The sequence below is a fragment of the Sorangium sp. So ce693 genome (genome assembly GCF_051521375.1).
GTDB lineage: Bacteria > Myxococcota_A > Polyangia > Polyangiales > Polyangiaceae > Sorangium > Sorangium atrum.
Map to the genome: position 1 here is coordinate 4,233,487 of NZ_CP150347.1, position 17,358 is coordinate 4,250,844.

Here is a 17,358-nt window from a genome sequence, read left to right on the forward strand (position 1 = left end):
GAGGTCGCCCGCACGCCTCGGTCGCGGTGGTCGAGTCGTCGCTCGACCAGCTCATCCCGGTGGAGTTCCGGGCTGACCTGGTGCTCGAGCTTCGAGACGCGAATGGCAGACTGGCGTTGGCGATCGTCCTCGAGGTCCACCGCGACGTGGACCCGGACAAGAAGTTCTCGTGGCCGACGTACGTCACGGTCGTGCGCGCCAAGAAGCGCTGCGGCACAATCCTCCTCGTGATTAACGTCCTTGGGGCGAAGACCGCCACCGACGTGCTCTCGTGACGGTCGATCGATGCGGCCCAACAAGGCGATGAAGTGAACGGCCTTTGCCCGCTGATTATCCCCCTGTGGCGTCCGGATGGCGGACGTCGTGCCGAGGTAGCTGGCGAGAGGGGGCACCGAACAACGAGAGTTCGCCGCCACGCGTCTCACCCCGCCCTCCGCGCGCTTCACTCCTTCATCCGGAAGGCCAGAGAAGAACCCGACAGGCATCTGTCGATTTCTTTCGTCGAGCGCTCGCCCCGGTCGCCGCGGGCCTTCGCGCAGCGCCGCTCCCCCCACGCCAACCGCCCGCCCCTCTCGCTTCCGCCTCTCCCCCCGGCGGGCTACCCTCGACGGGATGTTTCACCCCGTCGTCGACCGGTGGTTTCGTGACCGCTTCGGCGCCCCCGCCCCGGCGCAGGAGCGCGCCTGGCCGGTCATCGCCGCAGGCCGCGACGCGCTGATCAGCGCGCCGACCGGCGCCGGCAAGACGCTCGCGGCCTTCCTCTTCTGCCTCGACCGGCTCGTCCGCGACGCGGCGCGAGGCGCCCTCGAGGACCGCACGGACGTCCTCTACATCTCTCCGCTGAAGGCGCTCTCCCACGACGTCCACCGCAACCTCGAGCAGCCGATCGCCGAGATCTCCGCGGCCATGGAGGCGGCGGGCCTGCCCGCGCCGGGCATCCGGGCCGTCGTGCGGACCGGCGACAGCCCCGCGCAGGAGCGGCGCGCCATGGCGGCCCGGCCGCCGCACGTGCTCGTCACCACGCCGGAGTCCGCGTTCATCCTGCTGACCAGCGCGTCGGGGCGGCGCGCGCTCTCCGGGGTGCGCACGGTGATCCTCGACGAGGTCCACGCGATCGCCGGCGACAAGCGCGGCGCCCACCTCGCGCTCTCGCTCGAGCGGCTCGAGGACCTCGTGGTCGGCCAGGGCGGCGCCCGCCCGCAGCGCGTGGGCCTCAGCGCCACCGTCCGCCCCATCGAGATCGCCGCCCGGCTCGTCGCCGGCGCGCGCGAGCTGCCCCAGATCGTCGACGTCGGGCAGCGGCGGGATCTCGATCTCGCCATCGAGGTGCCCCGCGACGAGCTCGGCGCGGTCTGTACGCACGAGCAGTGGACCGAGATCTACGACCGCATCGCGGCGCTCGCGGAGGGGGCGCGGTCGACGCTGGTGTTCGTCAACACGCGCCGCCTCGTCGAGCGGGTCGCGCACGCGCTCGGCGCGCGGCTCGGCGAGGACGTCGTGGCCGCCCACCACGGCAGCCTCTCGCGGGCCCGGCGGCTCTCGGCGGAGCGGCGCCTCAAGGCCGGGGAGCTCCGCGTCGTCGTCGCGACAGCGTCGCTCGAGCTCGGCATCGACGTCGGCGCGGTCGACCTCGCCTGCCTCGTCGGCTCGCCGCGGTCGATCAACGTCGCCCTCCAGCGCATCGGCCGCTCGGGCCACGCCCTCGCCGCGACGCCGCGCGGGCGGCTCTTCCCGCTGACGCGCGACCAGCTCGTCGAGTGCGCGGCGATCGTGCGCGCCGCGCGCCGCGGCGAGCTCGATCGGATGGCGTCGCGCGAGGGGCCGCTCGACGTGCTCGCGCAGCAGATCATCGCCGCGTGCGCGTGCGAGGAGCGGGACGAGGAGGGGCTCTACGCGCTCGTCCGCCGGGCCGCCCCTTACGAAGGCCTCTCGCGCCGCGACTTCGACGCGGTGGTGGCCATGGTCTCGGGCGGCGCCGCCGCGGCGGACGACGGCGCGTCCGCGGCCCGTGGCGCGCGGCAGCGGGCCGGGTCGCTCGTCTACCGCGACGCGATCGGCGGCCGGCTGCGCGGGCGGCGCGGCGCGCGGCTCGCGGCGCTCACGTCGGGCGGGGCGATCCCGGACATCGCGGCCGTCGACGTGGTGCTCCAGCCCGACGGCACCAAGGTCGGCACGCTCGACGAGGATTTCGCGATCGAGTCGTCCGGGGGTGACGTCTTCCTGCTGGGCAACACCTCCTGGCGGGTGATCCGGCTGGAGGGCGGCCAGATGTGGGTCGAGGACGCCCACGGCGCCGCGCCCACGGTGCCGTTCTGGCTAGGGGAGGCGCCGGCGCGCACGCCGGAGCTCTCCGCCGAGGTCGCAGCGCTCCGCGCCGAGATCGCGGCGCGCCTCGACGAGGAGCGGGTCGATGGGGCGCGGCCGGCGGCCGAGCGGGGCCAGGGCGGCGAGGAGGCGCGGGCGGCGCGGTCCCGGGCGGCGCGCTGGCTCATGGAGGCGTGCGCGCTCGACGCGCGCGGCGCGCTGCTCGTGCGCGACTACATCGAGGCGGGGCGCGCGGCGCTCGGCGCGGTCCCGGGCGGCGCGACCGTCGTGGTCGAGCGCTTCTTCGACGAGGCCGGGGGGCAGCAGATCGTCGTCCACACGCCGCTCGGCGGCCGCGTGAACCGCGCGCTCGGGCTCGCGCTGCGCAAGCGCTTCTGCCGCTCGTTCGACTTCGAGCTCCAGGCGGCGGCGACCGACGACGGCGTGCTGCTCTCGCTGTCGGCGGAGCACGGGATCCCGATCGACGAGGTGCTCGATCTCGTCCGCCCCGAGGGCCTCGAGGAGGTGCTCGTCCAGGCGGCTCTCCAGGGCCCGATGTTCCGCACGCGCTTCCGCTGGGCCGCGTCCCGCGCGCTCGCGCTGCTCCGGTTCCGCGGGGGCCGGCGGGTGCCGCCGGCGCTCCAGCGCATGCGCGCCGACGACCTCCTGCTCTCGATCTTCCCCGAGCAGCAGGGCTGCCAGGACAACCACGGGCTCTTCGCGCACGTCGAGCCGCCGGATCACCCGCTCGTCCGCGAGGCGCTGCGCGACTGCCTGACCGAGCTGATGGATGTCGAGGGGCTGCGCGCGCTGCTCGTCGGCCTGCGCAGCGGGGCGATCCGGGTCGTCGCGCTCGACACGCCGGAGCCGAGCGTCTTCTCGCACGAGATCCTGAACGCGAACCCCTACGCGTTCCTCGACGACGCCCCGCTGGAGGAGCGCCGCGCGAGGGCGGTCCGCGTGCGACGCGGGCTCCCGGCGGAGGTCGCCGAGCGGCTGGGCGGGCTCGATCCGGCGGTCGTCGCCGAGGTGGTCGCCGAGGCGCGGCCGGACGTGCGCGACGCGGACGAGCTGCACGAGCTCCTGCTCGACCGGGTCGCGCTCCCCGCGGAGGAGGGGATCCGGAGCGGCCTCGCGAGGCACTTCGAGGCGCTCTGCGCCGCGGGGCGCGCGGCCGAGGTCGGCGCCGCCCCGGGCGCGAGCGCCGGCGTGCCGCGCGCGCCGCGCTGGGTGGCGACCGAGCGGCGGCCGCTTGTCGAGGTGATCTGGCCGGAGGCGGTGTTTGCGCCCGACGTCGCGGTGCCGCCCGCCGTGCGCGGGGCCGCCGGGGCGGTCGATCGCGGCGCCGCGATCACGGCGCTCGTCCGCGGCTTCCTGAGCGCTGCGGGGCCGATCTCGACCGAGGATCTCGCGTCGCGGCTCGACGTGCCCGCGTACGAGGCGCTGTCCGCGCTCGCGCGGATCGAGCTCGCCGGCGGCGCGCTGCGCGGGCGCTTCCTGCCGAGCGCGCCGTCGCGGCCGGCGCAGGCCGCCGCGGGCCCGAGCGATCCGTCGATCGAGTGGTGCGACCGCCATCTCCTCGCCCGCATCCACCGCCGCACCGTCACCGGCCTGCGCAAGGCGATCGAGCCCGCGACCGCGGCGGAGCTCCTCCGGTTCCTCCTTGCGTGGCAGGGCGTGCGGCCGGGCACGCAGGCGCGCGGGCCGGGGGGCCTCGGGCGGGTGATCGAGCAGCTGCAGGGCTTCGAGCTCGCCGCCGGCGCGTGGGAGCAGGCGGTGCTGCCCGCGCGCGTGGCCGGCTACGACGAGGGGCTGCTCGACGCGCTCTGCCTGTCCGGCGAGGTGGCGTGGGGCCGCGTGGTCCCGCGCGACGCGGCGGCGCCCACGCGCGCGGCGCCGATCACGCTGGCGCTGCGCCGCGATCTCCCGTGGCTCCTCGCGCCGCGGGAGGCCGAGGGCGCGCCGCCGCCGGCGTCGCTCTCCGAGGCGGCGCAGGGCGTGCTGTCGTTCCTGACGCGCGCGGGCGCGTCGTTCTTCGACGACCTCGTGGGCGGCGTGGGCCGCTCCCGGGACGAGGTCGAGGAGGCGCTCTGGGAGCTCGTCGCCGCGGGGCTCGTGACCGGCGACGGCTTCGCGGCGCTGCGCTCGCTGCTCGGCGGCGGCGGCGCGCCCGTCGCGCTGGGCGCGGGCCGCCTGCGCGGCGGGGCGCGCCGGGGCGGCCCCGTCGCGTCGGGCAGGTGGTCGCTCCTTCGATCGCGCCCGGACCCGTTCGCGCCCGCTGCCGGCGACGCCGGAGAGGGGGCCGAGGGCCCCGACGCCGTCGAGGCGCTCGCGCACCAGTACCTCCGCCGCTACGGCGTGGTCTGTCGCGAGCTGCTCACGCGCGAGCCGCGGCCGCCCGCGTGGCGCGACCTCCTCCGGGTCTACCGGCGGCTCGAGATGGCGGGCCAGCTCCGGGGCGGGCACCTCGTCGCCGGCTTCGTGGGCGAGCATTTCGCGCTGCCCGAGGCGCTCGACGCGCTCCGCGCCGTCCGGCGAGAGCCCCTGTCCGGCGAGATCGTGCAGCTCTCGGCGTGCGACCCGCTGAACCTGGTCGGCATCGTCACGCCGGGGCCGCGGGTGCCGGCCGCGCTCGGGAACGTGGTCATCTACCGCGACGGCGTGCCGCTCCTGCCGGTGGCCGCCGCCGCGCCGGGCGGGCTGGGACGGGCGATGGCCGTTGCCCCGGGAGCAGCGATGTGAGGGCGGCCTCCTCGTCTCGGTCAAGGAAGCCTGGAATGGACTCGAGATTGACGCAGACGGGGAGCGCGCGTTCGTCTGCAATGGTCTGGTTCGGGGCTGGGCGATCGATTGAGAGGGGAGGGTGGCTGACGCGGAGCGCATGTCGGCGCTTCTCGGCGGGCCCTGCCAGGGATCTGCCTCGCGAGCGGAGAGAGAGTTCAACGCAAAGGTGCCAAGAGCGCAAAGACGCAAAAACGCACGGTGATTGTTCCTTGGTTTGCGCCTTTGCGTCTTTGCGCCTTTGCGTCTTTGCGTTGAACTCTCTCTCCGCGGATCCCTGGCCGGCGTAACTACGCCATCGGCTCATCGCGGCGACCCACTCTCCGCTGGTCATCACGCGAGAGATGCGCTGGCAGGGCAAGCGTCGCGAGACAGACGTGTAATGTCTCCGTCACACGCGCGCCGCGCAGGCCGCCGACGTGCGCCAGGCCGGAGCACGGCGGGCTTCTGCGATGAACGAGCCGAGCTCGGGTCCCTCAGCGGTGGGCATCGAGGCGCGCAGCAGGCGTCCTTGACGCTCGACCGCATGGCGCGAGCTGCCGTACTCTCACGCCGATGGCCAGCGAAAAAAAGAAGAAGTCACGAACCGAGGCCGCCTCGGACGCGGGCACGCAGGGCGAGAAGCCCTCCGCTGAGCCGCAGCGGGGCGGCAAGAAGAAATCGACGCTCACGGCCGCCCAGCGGCAGGAGCTGCTCGATCTCGATCCCGCCTATGAGGCGCCGATCGACCACCCCGTCTCCGATACGTTGCAGGAGGCGCGGGAGCTCGAGGTCGCCTTGGGCAAGCTCGGCAAGGAGATCTACAAGAAGAGCAGGCTCTCGAAGGAGGTCGGCACCTCGATCTCTGCCCGGCGCGAGCTGCTCGCCGCCGCCGAGTCCGCCTGGACCGAGGTCCGCACGCTCCCGCTCTCCTCCGACCTGCGCGCGCAGCGCAAGGACGCGGAGGCCCTCAAGCGCGACGCCATCGCGGCGCTCCGCTACTTCCTCGCGGCGGACGAGGAGGTGGAGCGGCGCGTCGACGGGATCGTCCTTGGCACCGGCGTCGCCGACCTGGTGAGCGATCTGAGCCAGCTCGCCGAGCTGCTCGAGCAGCACCGCGACGCGCTGGCCAGGGCCGATCTTCCGAAGCGCGCCCCGGAGCGCGCCCGTGAGCTCGCCGCGGCGCTCAGCAGCGGCGCGGCGGAGCGCGCCGTCGATCCCCAGGGCAACGCCGCGATGGCACTCCGGAATCGCGCCTTCTGGTGGCTGCGCGAGGCCATGGACGACATCCGCGCCGCAGGCCGCTATGTCTACCGCGACGAGCGCAAGGTGCTCGCGCTCTTCCGCACATCGAGCGCGCGTGCCCGCGCGCGTCGGCGCGCAGTGAAGCAGGATGAGCCCGAGACGACTGGATCGAGCCCGACACCGGCAGCGCCTGAGCCTGAATCGACCTGACGGCAGCGCAATCCGACGCGTCGGCAGCGCGATCGGACATGCAGGGAGCCCGATCCGACATGGCAAGAGCGCGATCGGACACGCCGGGAACGCGATCGGACACGGGTGGGGCCCAATCCGATAGGACCGCAAGGCGATCCGACACGTCGAGAGCCCGATCCAAGCCGTTTTCGTGAAGCGGACACCGCTGCGGCGTGCCCACGCGCACGTTGCGCTCCAACCCTGATGCGTCAATATCGTGCGGCGAACACGCGCTCGGGGGGGCGTTCCTGGTCATCTGAGGCCGCCGCCATGTGGACTGTCCTTCCCGAGCTTCGCCAGCCTGCCAACTCCCGTCACCGCGCCTCCGGCCCGCCAAGGGTGCTCTGGACATTGCCGGTCGCGTTCGCGGCCGCTCTGCAGTGCCTCGCATGCAACCAGGGAGCGTCTCAGCCCGGCGGAGCGAAGGCGGAGAAGCCTGCGGCCAGCGTCAAGGAGGTGACGCTCGCCCCCGTGACGGAGCTCGTCATGGAACAGGCCGTCGACATCTCGGGGACCCTCGACGCCGACGAGCAGGTGACGCTCGGGGCCAAGGTGGCCGGACGCCTCGCCTCGATCTCGGTCGACCTGGCGAGCCCGGTCCAGCGTGATCAGGTCATCGCTCAGCTGGAGGCGCGGGACTACGAGCTGCGCATCGAGCAGGCCACGGCCGCGCTGGCGCAGAGCCGCGCCCAGCTCGGCTTGCCCCCGGACGGGCCTGACAGCGAGCTCGATATCGAGGGCACGGCGATCGTGAGGCAGGCCCTCGCGACGTTCAAGGAAGCGCAGGCCAACCAGGTGCGGGCGCGGGGGCTCGCCAGGGAAGGGTTGATGTCGGGCATGGACCTCGACGCGGCCGAGGCGGCGGCGGTCCGCGCGGAGACCGCCGTGCAGTCGGCGCGGGAGGAGGTGCGCATCCGCGAGGCCGCGGTCCGCCAGCGGCGCTCCGAGCTGCGCATGGCGCGGCAGCAGCTCACCGACACGATGGTGCGCTCGCCGCTCGATGGCGTCGTCCAGGTGCGGCGAGCGAACGTCGGCCAGTACCTCGCCGCGGGGGCGCCGATCGTGGATGTCGTCCGGATCGACCCGCTGCGGCTGCGCGTCGCCATCCCCGAGCTCGAGGCGGCGGGCGTGCGCGCCGGCCAGCCCGTGCGCGTGACCCTCCAGGGAGACGGCGCCACCTATCCGGGGACGGTCGCGCGCCTCGCGCCCGCGCTCGACCCGCAGAGCCGCACCCTGCTCGTGGAGAGCGACATCAAGAACCCCGGCCACCTGCGGCCCGGCAGCCTCGTCAGCGCGCAGATCGTCGTGAGCTCGAGGTCGGTGCCGACCGTGCCGGCGACCGCCGTCGTCCGGTTCGCCGGCCTCGCGAAGGTCATCACGGTCGAGGACGGCAAGGCGAAGGAGAAGCAGGTCACCACGGGAAGGACGTCGGGAGATCGGGTCGAGATCGTGTCCGGCGTCGCGGTGGGGGAGTCTGTCGTCGCCCGGCCCGGGTCGCTCCAGCAAGGGCAGCCGGTGCGCGTGGTGGAAGGGGGCTAGGGTGCAAGCGCTCGCCAGGATCTGCATCCAGCGGCCCGTGTTCGCCGCCATGCTCACGCTCGCCCTCGTGGTGGTCGGCGCCGTGGCGTACTTCAAGCTGGGCGTGGATCGCTTCCCCGCCGTCGACCTGCCGACGGTCTCGGTCCGCACCACGCTCCCCGGCGGCGCGCCCGAGGACGTCGAGTCGGAGATCTCCGAGGAGATCGAGGAGGCGGTCAACACCGTCGAGGGGATCACCGAGCTCCGCTCGATCTCGACGAGCGGCACCTCCGTCGTCGTCGCCACGTTCAACCTCAACCGGGACATCGACTCGGCGGCGCAGGACGTCCGCGATCGCGTGCAGGCGGCGCTGCGCCGCCTCCCCGTGGGCACCGAGCCGCCCGTCATCGCGAAGCAGGACAACGACTCGACCCCGGTGATGTCGATCGCCCTCTCGGCCGATCGATCGATCCGGGAGCTCACCGAGGTGGCCGACAAGCTCGTGCGGGTGCAGCTCGAGCGCGCGTCGGGCGTCGGCGAGGTGCGCGTCGTCGGGGGGCAGGAGCGCGCCATCAAGATCTGGCTGAACGCCGATCGCCTCGCCGCGTACGGCCTCCCGATCACCGCCGTCCGCGACGCGATCGTGCAGCAGAACGCGAACATCCCCGCGGGGAACGTCACGGGGAAGGAGGAGGAGCGGACGCTGCGCACGATGGGCCGCATCGAGGACGCGGGCGCGTTCAACGATCTGGTCGTCGCCACGGTCGACGGGCGCCCCGTCCGGGTGCGCGACATCGGCCGCGCCGAGGACGGCACCTACGAGCAGCGCTCGCTGGCCCGCCTCGACGGCAAGCCCACCGTCGTCCTCGACGTCGTGCGGCAGTCGGGCGCCAACACCGTCGCGGTGATCGAGGCCGTGAAGGCCAACCTGGCGAAGCTCTCCGAGCAGATGCCCGGGGACGTGCGACTAGAGGTGATCCGCGACCAGTCGGGCTACATCTACACGGCGCTGCACGAGATCAACGTGCACCTCGTCCTCGGCAGCCTCCTCGCGTGCGCGGTCGTCCTGCTCTTCATGCGGTCGTGGCGGTCCACGATCATCGCGGGCGTCGCCATCCCGACGTCGGTCGTCGCGACGTTCGGCATGATGTGGCTGCTCGACTTCACGCTGAACAGCGTGACGATGCTGGCGCTCGTGCTGATGGTGGGCATCGTCATCGACGACGCCATCGTCGTCCTCGAGAACATCTTCCGCTTCGTCGAGGAGAAGAAGATGGACTCCTTCGAGGCGGCCAGGGCCGCGACGCAGGAGATCGGGCTCGCCGTGCTCGCGACGACGCTGTCGCTCGTCGTCATCTTCGTCCCCGTGTCGTTCATGTCGTCGATCTCGGGGCGGTTCCTGTTCCAGTTCGGGATCACGGCCACGGTCGCGATCCTCGTGAGCCTGCTCGTCAGCTTCACGCTGACCCCGATGATGAGCGCGCGCCTGCTCCGCGAGGAGGGCGCCCGCGCGCACGCGGCGGGCGAGGCGGGCGCGCACGGCGGTGGGGGCGAGGCGGCGACGCGAGAGGGCTTCTACGGGAGGCTCGAGGCCAGGTACACGCGCGCCCTCGCGTTCGCGATGCGGCACCGGGCGCTCGTCGCCGTGTCGGCCGCGCTGGTGATGGCGTCGGCCGTGCCGCTCTACGGGCTCGTGAAGCAGGAGTACATCCCCTCCGGCGCGGACGACGCGGAGTTCGAGATCCGCGTCACGGCCCCGCTCAGCGCGAGCATCGGCGCGATGGACGACGTGATGCGGCAGATCAGCGATGACGTCCGCGGGGTGCGCGGGGTGCGGAGCGTGCTCGCCACCGCGGGCGGCGGCTTCGTGGGCGGCGTCAGCGCGGGCGAGGCCTTCGTGCGGATCGCCCCGCACGACGAGCGCACGTTCTCCCTGACGCGGCTGCTCCGGGAGACGCTCTCGGCCCATCCATGGCGCGCCTTCAAGGACAACTACTCGCAGAAGGACGTGATGCAGGAGGTGCGGCGCAAGCTGCGCAAGTACTCCGATCTCCGGATCTCGGTGCGCAACGTGCCGTCGTTCAACATCGGCGGCGGGAACTTCGAGATCGACTTCGCGATCCAGGGTCCCGACATCGAGCAGCTCGAGCGTTATGCGAACGAGCTCCGCGAGCGCTCCGCGCACCTCGGCGGCATCGTGGACGCCGACGTGACCCTGAAGATCGACCGGCCGGAGCTCCGGGTGCTCATCGAGCGCGATCGCGCGGCGCAGCTCGGGGTCCGGACGCAGGACATCGCGACCGCGCTGCGGCTGATGGTGGGCGGAGATCAGGCGGTCTCGCGCTTCCGGGACGAGGCCGAGAACGAGAACTACGACGTGCAGCTGCGCCTCATCGAGGAGGATCGCGATCGGGTAGCGGCCGTCCGCCGCCTGTACGTGCCCCGGACGGCGCGCGCGTCGGCCGCGCCGTCGCCGGGCGGCGCTGGCGGCGCGACGGCGCCCTCGGCCGGGACGCCGCTGCTCCGGGGCGACCTTGTGCGCCTCGACAACCTGGTGCGCATCGAGGAGGCGAGGAGCCCGTCGCGCATCGACCGGCTCGATCGCCAGCGGGTGTCGAGCCTGCGCGCCGGCGTCGCCCCGGGCTATGCGCTGGCCGACCGGCTGGAGGCGCTGCGCGGCGCCGCCCGGGAGATGGACATGCCCGCGGCGTACACGACCAGCGTGCGCGGCCGCGGCGCGGAGCTCGAGCGCACGTTCGGCGAGTTCATCTGGGCGTTCCTCCTGTCGATCGTGCTCATGTACATGATCCTGGCGTCGCAGTTCGAGAGCCTTGTGCACCCGGTGACGATCCTGCTCTCGCTGCCGCTTTCGGTGCCGTTCGCGCTGCTCAGCCTGTGGGCGACCGGGAACACGCTGAACCTGTACTCTGCGCTCGGCTTCCTCGTGCTGTTCGGCGTGGTGAAGAAGAACTCGATCCTCCAGGTCGACCACATGAACAAGCTGCGGAGCGAGGGCATGCCGCGCGAGGAGGCGATCCTCCAGGCGAACCGCGATCGGCTGCGGCCCATCCTGATGACCACGCTGGCCCTTGTCGCGGGCATGCTCCCGCTCTGGCTGGGCACGGGGCCCGGGGCCGAGGAGCGCCAGACGATCGCCGTCGTGGTCATCGGCGGTCAGTCCCTGAGCCTGCTGCTCACCCTGATCGTCACGCCTGTCTCGTACTCGCTGCTCGACGATCTCGCGCGCAGCGAGCGCTGGGGGCGGGTCCGGTCCCGCGTGGCCTCCCTCCGAGAGCGCGCTTCCGCGCGGTTCGGCCGCCTCTTCGCGCGCAGGACGACGTAGGCGCGGCGGCGTCCGCTGCCGGGCGCCTCAGCCCTTCCCCATCCCGAGCGCGGCCACGGCCACCGCGCCCCAGCCCACGAGCAGGAGCAGCCCGCCGAACGGCGTGACCGCGCCGAGGACGCGGACGCCGGTCAGGGTCATCGCGTAGAGGCTGCCGGAGAAGAGGAGCACGCCGCCCGCGAAGCAGAAGCCGGCGACCGTCGCCGCGACGCCGCCGGTGCGCGCGGCGAGGTGGGCGGCGAGCGCCAGCGCGAGCGCGTGGGCGAGGTGGTACTGGGCGCCCGTTTGCCACCAGGAGAGGCGCAGCGCGCCGTCCGCCTGTGCGTCGAGCGTCGACTTGAGCCCGTGGGCGCCGAACGCGCCGAGCGCCACCGCGAGGAACCCGTAAACGCCCGAGAGCAGGAAGAAGAGACGTTCCATCGGGCGCGGAGCTTAGTCCATGCCCGGAGCTCGTCACGAGGGGCGCTCGGCGTCCGCGCAACTGCGGCGGGCTCGCGCCGATGTTCGACGTGCAGGAGGACGGTCCGTCGACATGGGCAAGCGAGGACGCAGGCGCGGAAAGGAGAACACGGGGCAGGACGACGAGCCGGACGACGTCGATTTGATCCTCCGCCACGTATCGCGGCAGTTCCCGCACGACGTCGCGCGCGCTCTCCTCGGCGCGGCCGGACCCATCGAGCCGCTGGGCTGGGTCGATACGCAGGTCACCGGCCGCCAGCGGCGGCTCGATCGAGCGCTCGCCGTGATGGTGGGCGGCGAGCGGCGGCTGCTCCACGCCGAGTGGACGCTGGCGATGGGCGACGAGATTCCGTTCCGCGTGTTCGAGTACCATTGCCTGACGGCGCTGGCGGTGGCGGACGAGGCGCGGGCGAGCGTTGGAGCGCCGGCTCCGCAGCCCACGCCGATCGACAGCGTGGTGGTGGTCCTCTCTGGCCGGGAAGCGCCGTGGCCAACGCACGGCGCGTATCGGACATCGTCATCGGACGAGCCCTTCTCGGGCGTGCAGTTCCGTATCGAGGCGGTCTATCAGCGGACGGTGGCCGAGCTGGCGGCGCGGAGAAGCCCGTTCTGGCTGATCTTTACGCCCCTGGCAGCGGATGCGGATCGCAGCAAGCTGAACCAGGTAATCGAGGAGCTCCGGGCCTGCTCCGGCGAGCGTCAATTCGGGGAGCTCGGAGCAGCGATGGTGGCCCTGGCCGAAGCAGACACGCGTGAGCGGGGGCTCGCCGACGTGGTAAAGTCGCTGCTGCCGCGGGAGGTCGTGATGCAGAACTCGATTTACAGAGAAGGCAAGGCGGCCGGGCTCAAGGAAGGGCTGGAGAAGGGGCTAGAAAAGGGTCTCGCGCTGCTAGCACACCAGGTCGAGCGGCGATTGGGGCGCTCCCTCACAGCGGACGAGCGAGGCCGGCTCTCCGAGCGCCTGGGCGCAGAGGGCCCTGAGAAGGTGGGCGACGTGGTGCTCGACCTCTCCGCAGACGATCTGTCGATGTGGCTCACCGCCACGGCTTCATGACGGCCCAGCGGACCACCGGCGCGCGCCCTGCCGGCGAGCCAGCGCCACACGCCCGTCCGAGCGCGCGACGCGTCAGCCTCCCTCCGCCCGCCGCCGCGGGAAGATCGTCCCCCGGATCTCCGCCATCGACGCGCCGAACGTCGCCGCGAGCCGGCCGAGGACGAGGCGGTTCAGCCGGCCGTCCGGCGGCGCCTTGACCGCGATCACGAACGCGGCGTCGATCGGCGTGCCGGCGTGCCTCGCCGCCCGCTCCGCGAGCGCCGCCGCGTCGGCGTCGGACAGCTCCTCTCGCCGTGCCACGCGGATCTTCACGTAGAGCGCCGCCCGCATCAGCGTGTGGTAACCGTGCATCCACGCCATCCAGCGCTCCTCCGGGCCCCCGGCGAGGGCCCGTGAGAGCGCGTCGTGGCGCCGCTCGATCTCGTCGAAGGGCAGGTTGTCGAGCTCGTTCAGCGCGCCGGGGAACTCCCCCGCGAGCGCGCGGAACACCTCCTTGCCGGGGATCGGCTCCCCGGCCGCCCGCGCGCGCCGGAGCTCGGCGAGCGTGAGGTACTTGCGGGCGAGCTGCGACAGGACCTCCGGGGAGAGGCGCATGTCGCCGTCGGGGTCCGCCACGCCGGTCACAGCCAGCCGTGGGGGAACGCGAGGACGTCGCCGATCGACGCGGCGCCGAGGCACAGCGCGACGAGGCGATCGACCCCGAGCGCGTTTCCCGCCGCGGGCGGCATGCCCTCCTCGAGCGCGTCGAGGAAGCGCTCGTCGATCGGATAGACCGGCTTGCCCTGGGCGGCCCGCGCCGCCTGATCGGCGAGGAGCCGCGCGCGCTGCTCGATCGGGTCGGTCAGCTCGCCGAAGCCATTGCAGAGCTCGACGCCCGCGACATACAGCTCGAACCTCTCGCAGACCCGCGGATCGCTCGGCTTGAGCCGCGCGAGCGACGCGAGCGGCGCGGGGAAATCGACGAGGAACACCGGGTGGGGCAGCGCGGCGATCGCCGGCTCCACCGCGTCCACGAGCAGGCGGAAGAACCGCTCCTCGTCGCTCGACGCGAGCGCGATCGCGTCGTCCGCGGGCACGCCCGCCCAGCGCGCGAACGCCTCGCCGATCGAGATCCGCGGGAACGGCCGCTCCAAACGTACCTGCTTGCCCGACGTCGAGATCGTGCCATCGGCGCCGAGCGCGCCCGCGACGCGCTGCACGATCGCCTCGGTGTCGGCCATCACCTCGTCCACGCCGGCGAAGGCGCGGTACCATTCGAGCATCGTGAACTCCGGGTTGTGCCTGTCCCCGAGCTCTCCGCGCCGGAAGCAGCGCGCGAGCTGGAAGCAGCGCGGGACGCCTCCCGAGAGCAGCCGCTTCATCTGGTACTCCGGGCTCGTGATCAGGAACGTCGGGCGCGCCGCCTGCACCGCGAACGCGTCGAGGTGCAGGTCGAGCCCGGGGGAGGGGACCATGCTCGGCGTCTCCACCTCGAGGAAGCCGCGCTCGGCGAACAGCGCCCGCACCGCGGCGAGCGCCGCCGCGCGCTGCGCGAGCGCCGCGCCGCGCCCGCGATGGATCGCGCGCTCCGTCTCGCTCGACGGCGGCGCCGCGGCGCCCGCGCGCGCCCGCGGCGGCCTCCGGGGCGCGATCCGCTCGACGATCCGCGCGGACGTGAGCGCGCAGTCGGTCGGCGCCGGCGCCGGCGCCGGCGCGCCCTCGACGATCGCGAGATCGCCGACCTCGAGCGGCGGCGCGGGCGCGCCCTCGAGCGCGACGCGCAGCGCGCTGAACGCGTCGCCGAGGACGAACGCGCCCTCCGCGACCTCGAGCACGCGGCCGCCGACGCGAACCCTTCCGGGCAGCGGCGCACCGGCGGGACACGGGGAACAGGCGGAGACGATGTCGCTCGGGGCGAACGTCGCCGGGAATCCAATGGAGGTGTTTGTTTCAGAGAGAGCCACGGGAGCCTGCGTTGAAGGTGCCGGAGACATACCACGCAGGTTGACCAGGGAGGTCACGTAACGAGGCAATCGCGGCCACAACTCCTTGATTTTCCGCGAGGACGCCGCGTCGCTTCTCCTTGATGAGCCAACGCAACTCGTTACGTTGGTCGCGCTCGTCGGTCCGGCCCTGCCGCGCCTCACGCGAGCGCTGCTTGCAGAAAGCCAGCAGAAATCCAGCCGGAGAGAAGAACCCATGAGACGACTGCCGCTCTTGCTTCCGTTGACCGCACTCGCAGCCTTGGCCGCTGCGGGGCCCGCCGCCGCGTCCGAGTGGCACACGCTGCGGAAGGGCTCGCCGGCAGCGGACCTGTCCTTCCGCGGCGCGGATGGCGCGCGGGGCGCGGCGGAGGCGGCCCTGAAGCACGCCGCTTCAGAGCTCCGCCTCCAGGGCGTCTCGCTGCGTTACCAGAGCGAGCTCGTCGATGGCGATCACCGCACCGTCCGGTTTGCGCAGTTCCACGCCGGACTGCCCGTGCTCGGCGCCGCGGTGGCGATCGACGTCACTCGGGAGAACCGCGCCGAGGTCGTGGTGCTCGACGTGGCGCGGGACGTGTCGGTCGCGACGACGCCGACTCACGGGGAGGAGGCCGCGCGGCGCGCGGTCGAGGCGACGTATGGGATGACGCTCTCGGAGCGGCCGAACGCGGCGCTCGCGGTGTTTCCCGAGGCCGAGACGGGCGGCAAGCTCGTCTGGGTGGTCGATGTCCGGTCGGATCGCGGCGGGGAGCGCTACCTCGTCGACGCGCACACAGGCAAGCTCGTCCACAGGCGCTCGCTGGCCGTGCACGCGCGTGGGCGCGTTTACCCCATCAGCTCGGCGGTCACGCCCGAGGTCCAGGATCTCGAGCTCACAAGCCTCGACGCGGCGGATCCCCAGACCTTGAGCGGCTGGGACGGCAACTTCAAGGTGGTGAATTACGTGGATGGCGACCTCGCCGCCGGCGTCCCGCTCACCCTGGAGCAGAGCGTCGGGCCGAACGCAGGGGAGGACTTCCTCTATGACCCGCCCACGAGCGCGGAGGACGCGCACGACCAGTTCGCGCAGGTCGGCATCTATTACCACCTCACCCGGATGCGCGATTACTTCGTGTCGACCCACCACATCGACATGGGGGCGCCCAGCTGGAAGCTCGTCGCGGTCGCCAACATGCTGGAGGCGGGCCGGCCGATGGACAACGCGTTCTTCTCGGGAGAGGGCGTGGGCGAGCCCTTTCGCGCGCCGAACCTCATCGCCATCGGCCAGGGCTCGTTCTTCGATTTCTCGGACGACTCCGACGTGTTCCTCCACGAGTTCACCCATTACGTCTCCGCCAACGCGGTCGGCTACAATGGGGGCCAGTTCGCGATCAACGAATACGGGCTCTCCCCCTGGGCCGGCAGCATCGACGAGGGCATCGCGGACTATTTCGCCTGCACCGTGAACGGCGACTCCACGCTCGGCGAGGCGACGCTGGCGCCGTTCGGCGCGGCGCGCGACCTCGCGAAGGACACCAAGACGTGCCCCGGCGATCTGGTGGGCGAGGTGCACGAGGACGGCGAGCTGATCGGCAGCCTCGCGTGGTCCTTGCGCGAGAAATTCGGGGCCAAGGTGGGCGACAGGCTCGTCTGGGGCGCGGTGACGCTGCTGACCCCCAACGCCTCGTTCGGCGATTTCGCCAAGGCGCTGAAGAGGGCGACCGACAAGCTGGTGACCGCCGGTGACCTCACGGAGGCGGACGCCGGCGCCGTCGACGCGCTGATCGCGAGCCGCGGCCTCGACGACTGCGAGGAGGTGCTCGATCTGACCGGGGGCAAGTCGCAGACGACGAACATGCTCGGGATCGACTCGCTGGTGTTCGGCACCGGGGCGTCGTGCGCGGATTACCGCTCGCAGCTCAGCCTGCAGAGCCTCTTCCACTTCAAGAGCACGCCGGATCGGGCCGCGAAGGGCGTCCGCTTCACCGTGCAGGTCGATCCCGACCGCGGCCACGACGTCGAGTGGAGCATCTATGTGAGGACCGGCCGGCACGTCGGCTTCAGGCTGGGCGAGCTCCTGCCGGAGGTCAGGAACTACGATTACAGCGTCGAGGGGATCACGGAGACGAGCGGTGAGCTCGTCATCGACGAGAGCTCCGATCCGCCGTTCGATCCCACGCAGACGTACTACCTGGTGATCGGTCACAAGAACTGCCCGTCCTCGTCCGTGACGGTGGAGAGCGAAGATCTCGGGGTGGAGCCGCCTGTCGAGCCGACGGATCCCGTCGAGCCGGAGCCCGCTGGCTCCACGGGCGGCGCGACGCCGGACCCGACCGATCCGATCGAGGATCCCGAGCCGGAGACGGTCGTGGGGTGCGCTTGCCGCGCCGCCGAGCCGAGCGCGCCCGTCGCGCCGTGGACGGCGCTCGCCGGGGTCGCGCTCGCCGGAGCTGCCGTGCTGAGGCGGCGTGCGCGGGCGCGTCGCGCGCTGGGCTGAAGTGAAG

General features: G+C 72.7%; 10 protein-coding genes. 7 read left to right on the forward strand and 3 right to left on the reverse strand.

Annotated features, from left to right (window positions below; translation table 11 throughout):
- The first annotated feature begins 26 nt into the window (after positions 1–26).
- The 5 genes from WMF14_RS16095 to WMF14_RS16115 all read left to right on the forward strand — a co-directional run bounded on the left by WMF14_RS16095 (position 27) and on the right by WMF14_RS16115 (position 11,401).
- On the forward strand, positions 27–275 hold the full coding sequence (locus tag WMF14_RS16095) for a hypothetical protein (protein ID WP_437801930.1): 249 nt from the start codon (positions 27–29) through the stop codon (positions 273–275).
- A gap of 337 nt (positions 276–612) precedes the next feature.
- The gene (locus WMF14_RS16100) at positions 613–5,046 is read left to right on the forward strand and encodes a DEAD/DEAH box helicase (RefSeq protein ID WP_437801932.1); all 4,434 of its coding nucleotides are present in this window, start codon (positions 613–615) and stop codon (positions 5,044–5,046) included.
- Positions 5,047–5,640: 594 nt separating this feature from the next.
- Positions 5,641–6,519, forward strand: coding sequence for a hypothetical protein (locus tag WMF14_RS16105; RefSeq protein WP_437801934.1), 879 nt, complete (start codon positions 5,641–5,643; stop codon positions 6,517–6,519).
- Between the two features lie 291 nt (positions 6,520–6,810).
- Positions 6,811–8,079, forward strand: a complete 1,269-nt coding sequence (locus WMF14_RS16110; RefSeq protein ID WP_437801936.1) for an efflux RND transporter periplasmic adaptor subunit — start codon at positions 6,811–6,813, stop codon at positions 8,077–8,079.
- A 1-nt stretch (position 8,080) separates the two neighbouring features.
- Positions 8,081–11,401 carry an efflux RND transporter permease subunit gene (locus WMF14_RS16115; protein WP_437801938.1) on the forward strand — a complete coding sequence of 1,107 codons (3,321 nt, stop codon included), beginning with the start codon at positions 8,081–8,083 and terminating at the stop codon, positions 11,399–11,401.
- 27 nt (positions 11,402–11,428) lie between these two features.
- Here the strand turns inward: WMF14_RS16115 and WMF14_RS16120 are convergent, their stop codons facing one another.
- A complete protein-coding gene (locus WMF14_RS16120) occupies positions 11,429–11,821 on the reverse strand; it encodes a DUF423 domain-containing protein (protein ID WP_272098016.1) in 393 nt (130 codons plus the stop codon).
- Positions 11,822–11,933: 112 nt separating this feature from the next.
- On the opposite strand from WMF14_RS16120, the gene WMF14_RS16125 reads away from it, so the two are divergent.
- Positions 11,934–12,914, forward strand: coding sequence for a hypothetical protein (locus tag WMF14_RS16125; protein WP_437801940.1), 981 nt, complete (start codon positions 11,934–11,936; stop codon positions 12,912–12,914).
- Positions 12,915–12,986: 72 nt separating this feature from the next.
- Here the strand turns inward: WMF14_RS16125 and WMF14_RS16130 are convergent, their stop codons facing one another.
- Together WMF14_RS16130 and epmA are read right to left on the reverse strand one after the other, a co-directional pair.
- Complete coding sequence (locus WMF14_RS16130; protein ID WP_437801942.1) at positions 12,987–13,529, reverse strand: hypothetical protein; 543 nt, start codon at positions 13,527–13,529, stop codon at positions 12,987–12,989.
- A 5-nt stretch (positions 13,530–13,534) separates the two neighbouring features.
- The gene (gene epmA / locus WMF14_RS16135; RefSeq protein ID WP_437801943.1) at positions 13,535–14,728 is read right to left on the reverse strand and encodes an EF-P lysine aminoacylase EpmA; all 1,194 of its coding nucleotides are present in this window, start codon (positions 14,726–14,728) and stop codon (positions 13,535–13,537) included.
- Positions 14,729–15,092: 364 nt separating this feature from the next.
- Between epmA and WMF14_RS16140 the strand changes: the two genes are divergently transcribed.
- A complete protein-coding gene (locus WMF14_RS16140; RefSeq protein WP_437801945.1) occupies positions 15,093–17,351 on the forward strand; it encodes an MYXO-CTERM sorting domain-containing protein in 2,259 nt (752 codons plus the stop codon).
- Positions 17,352–17,358: the final 7 nt, after the last annotated feature.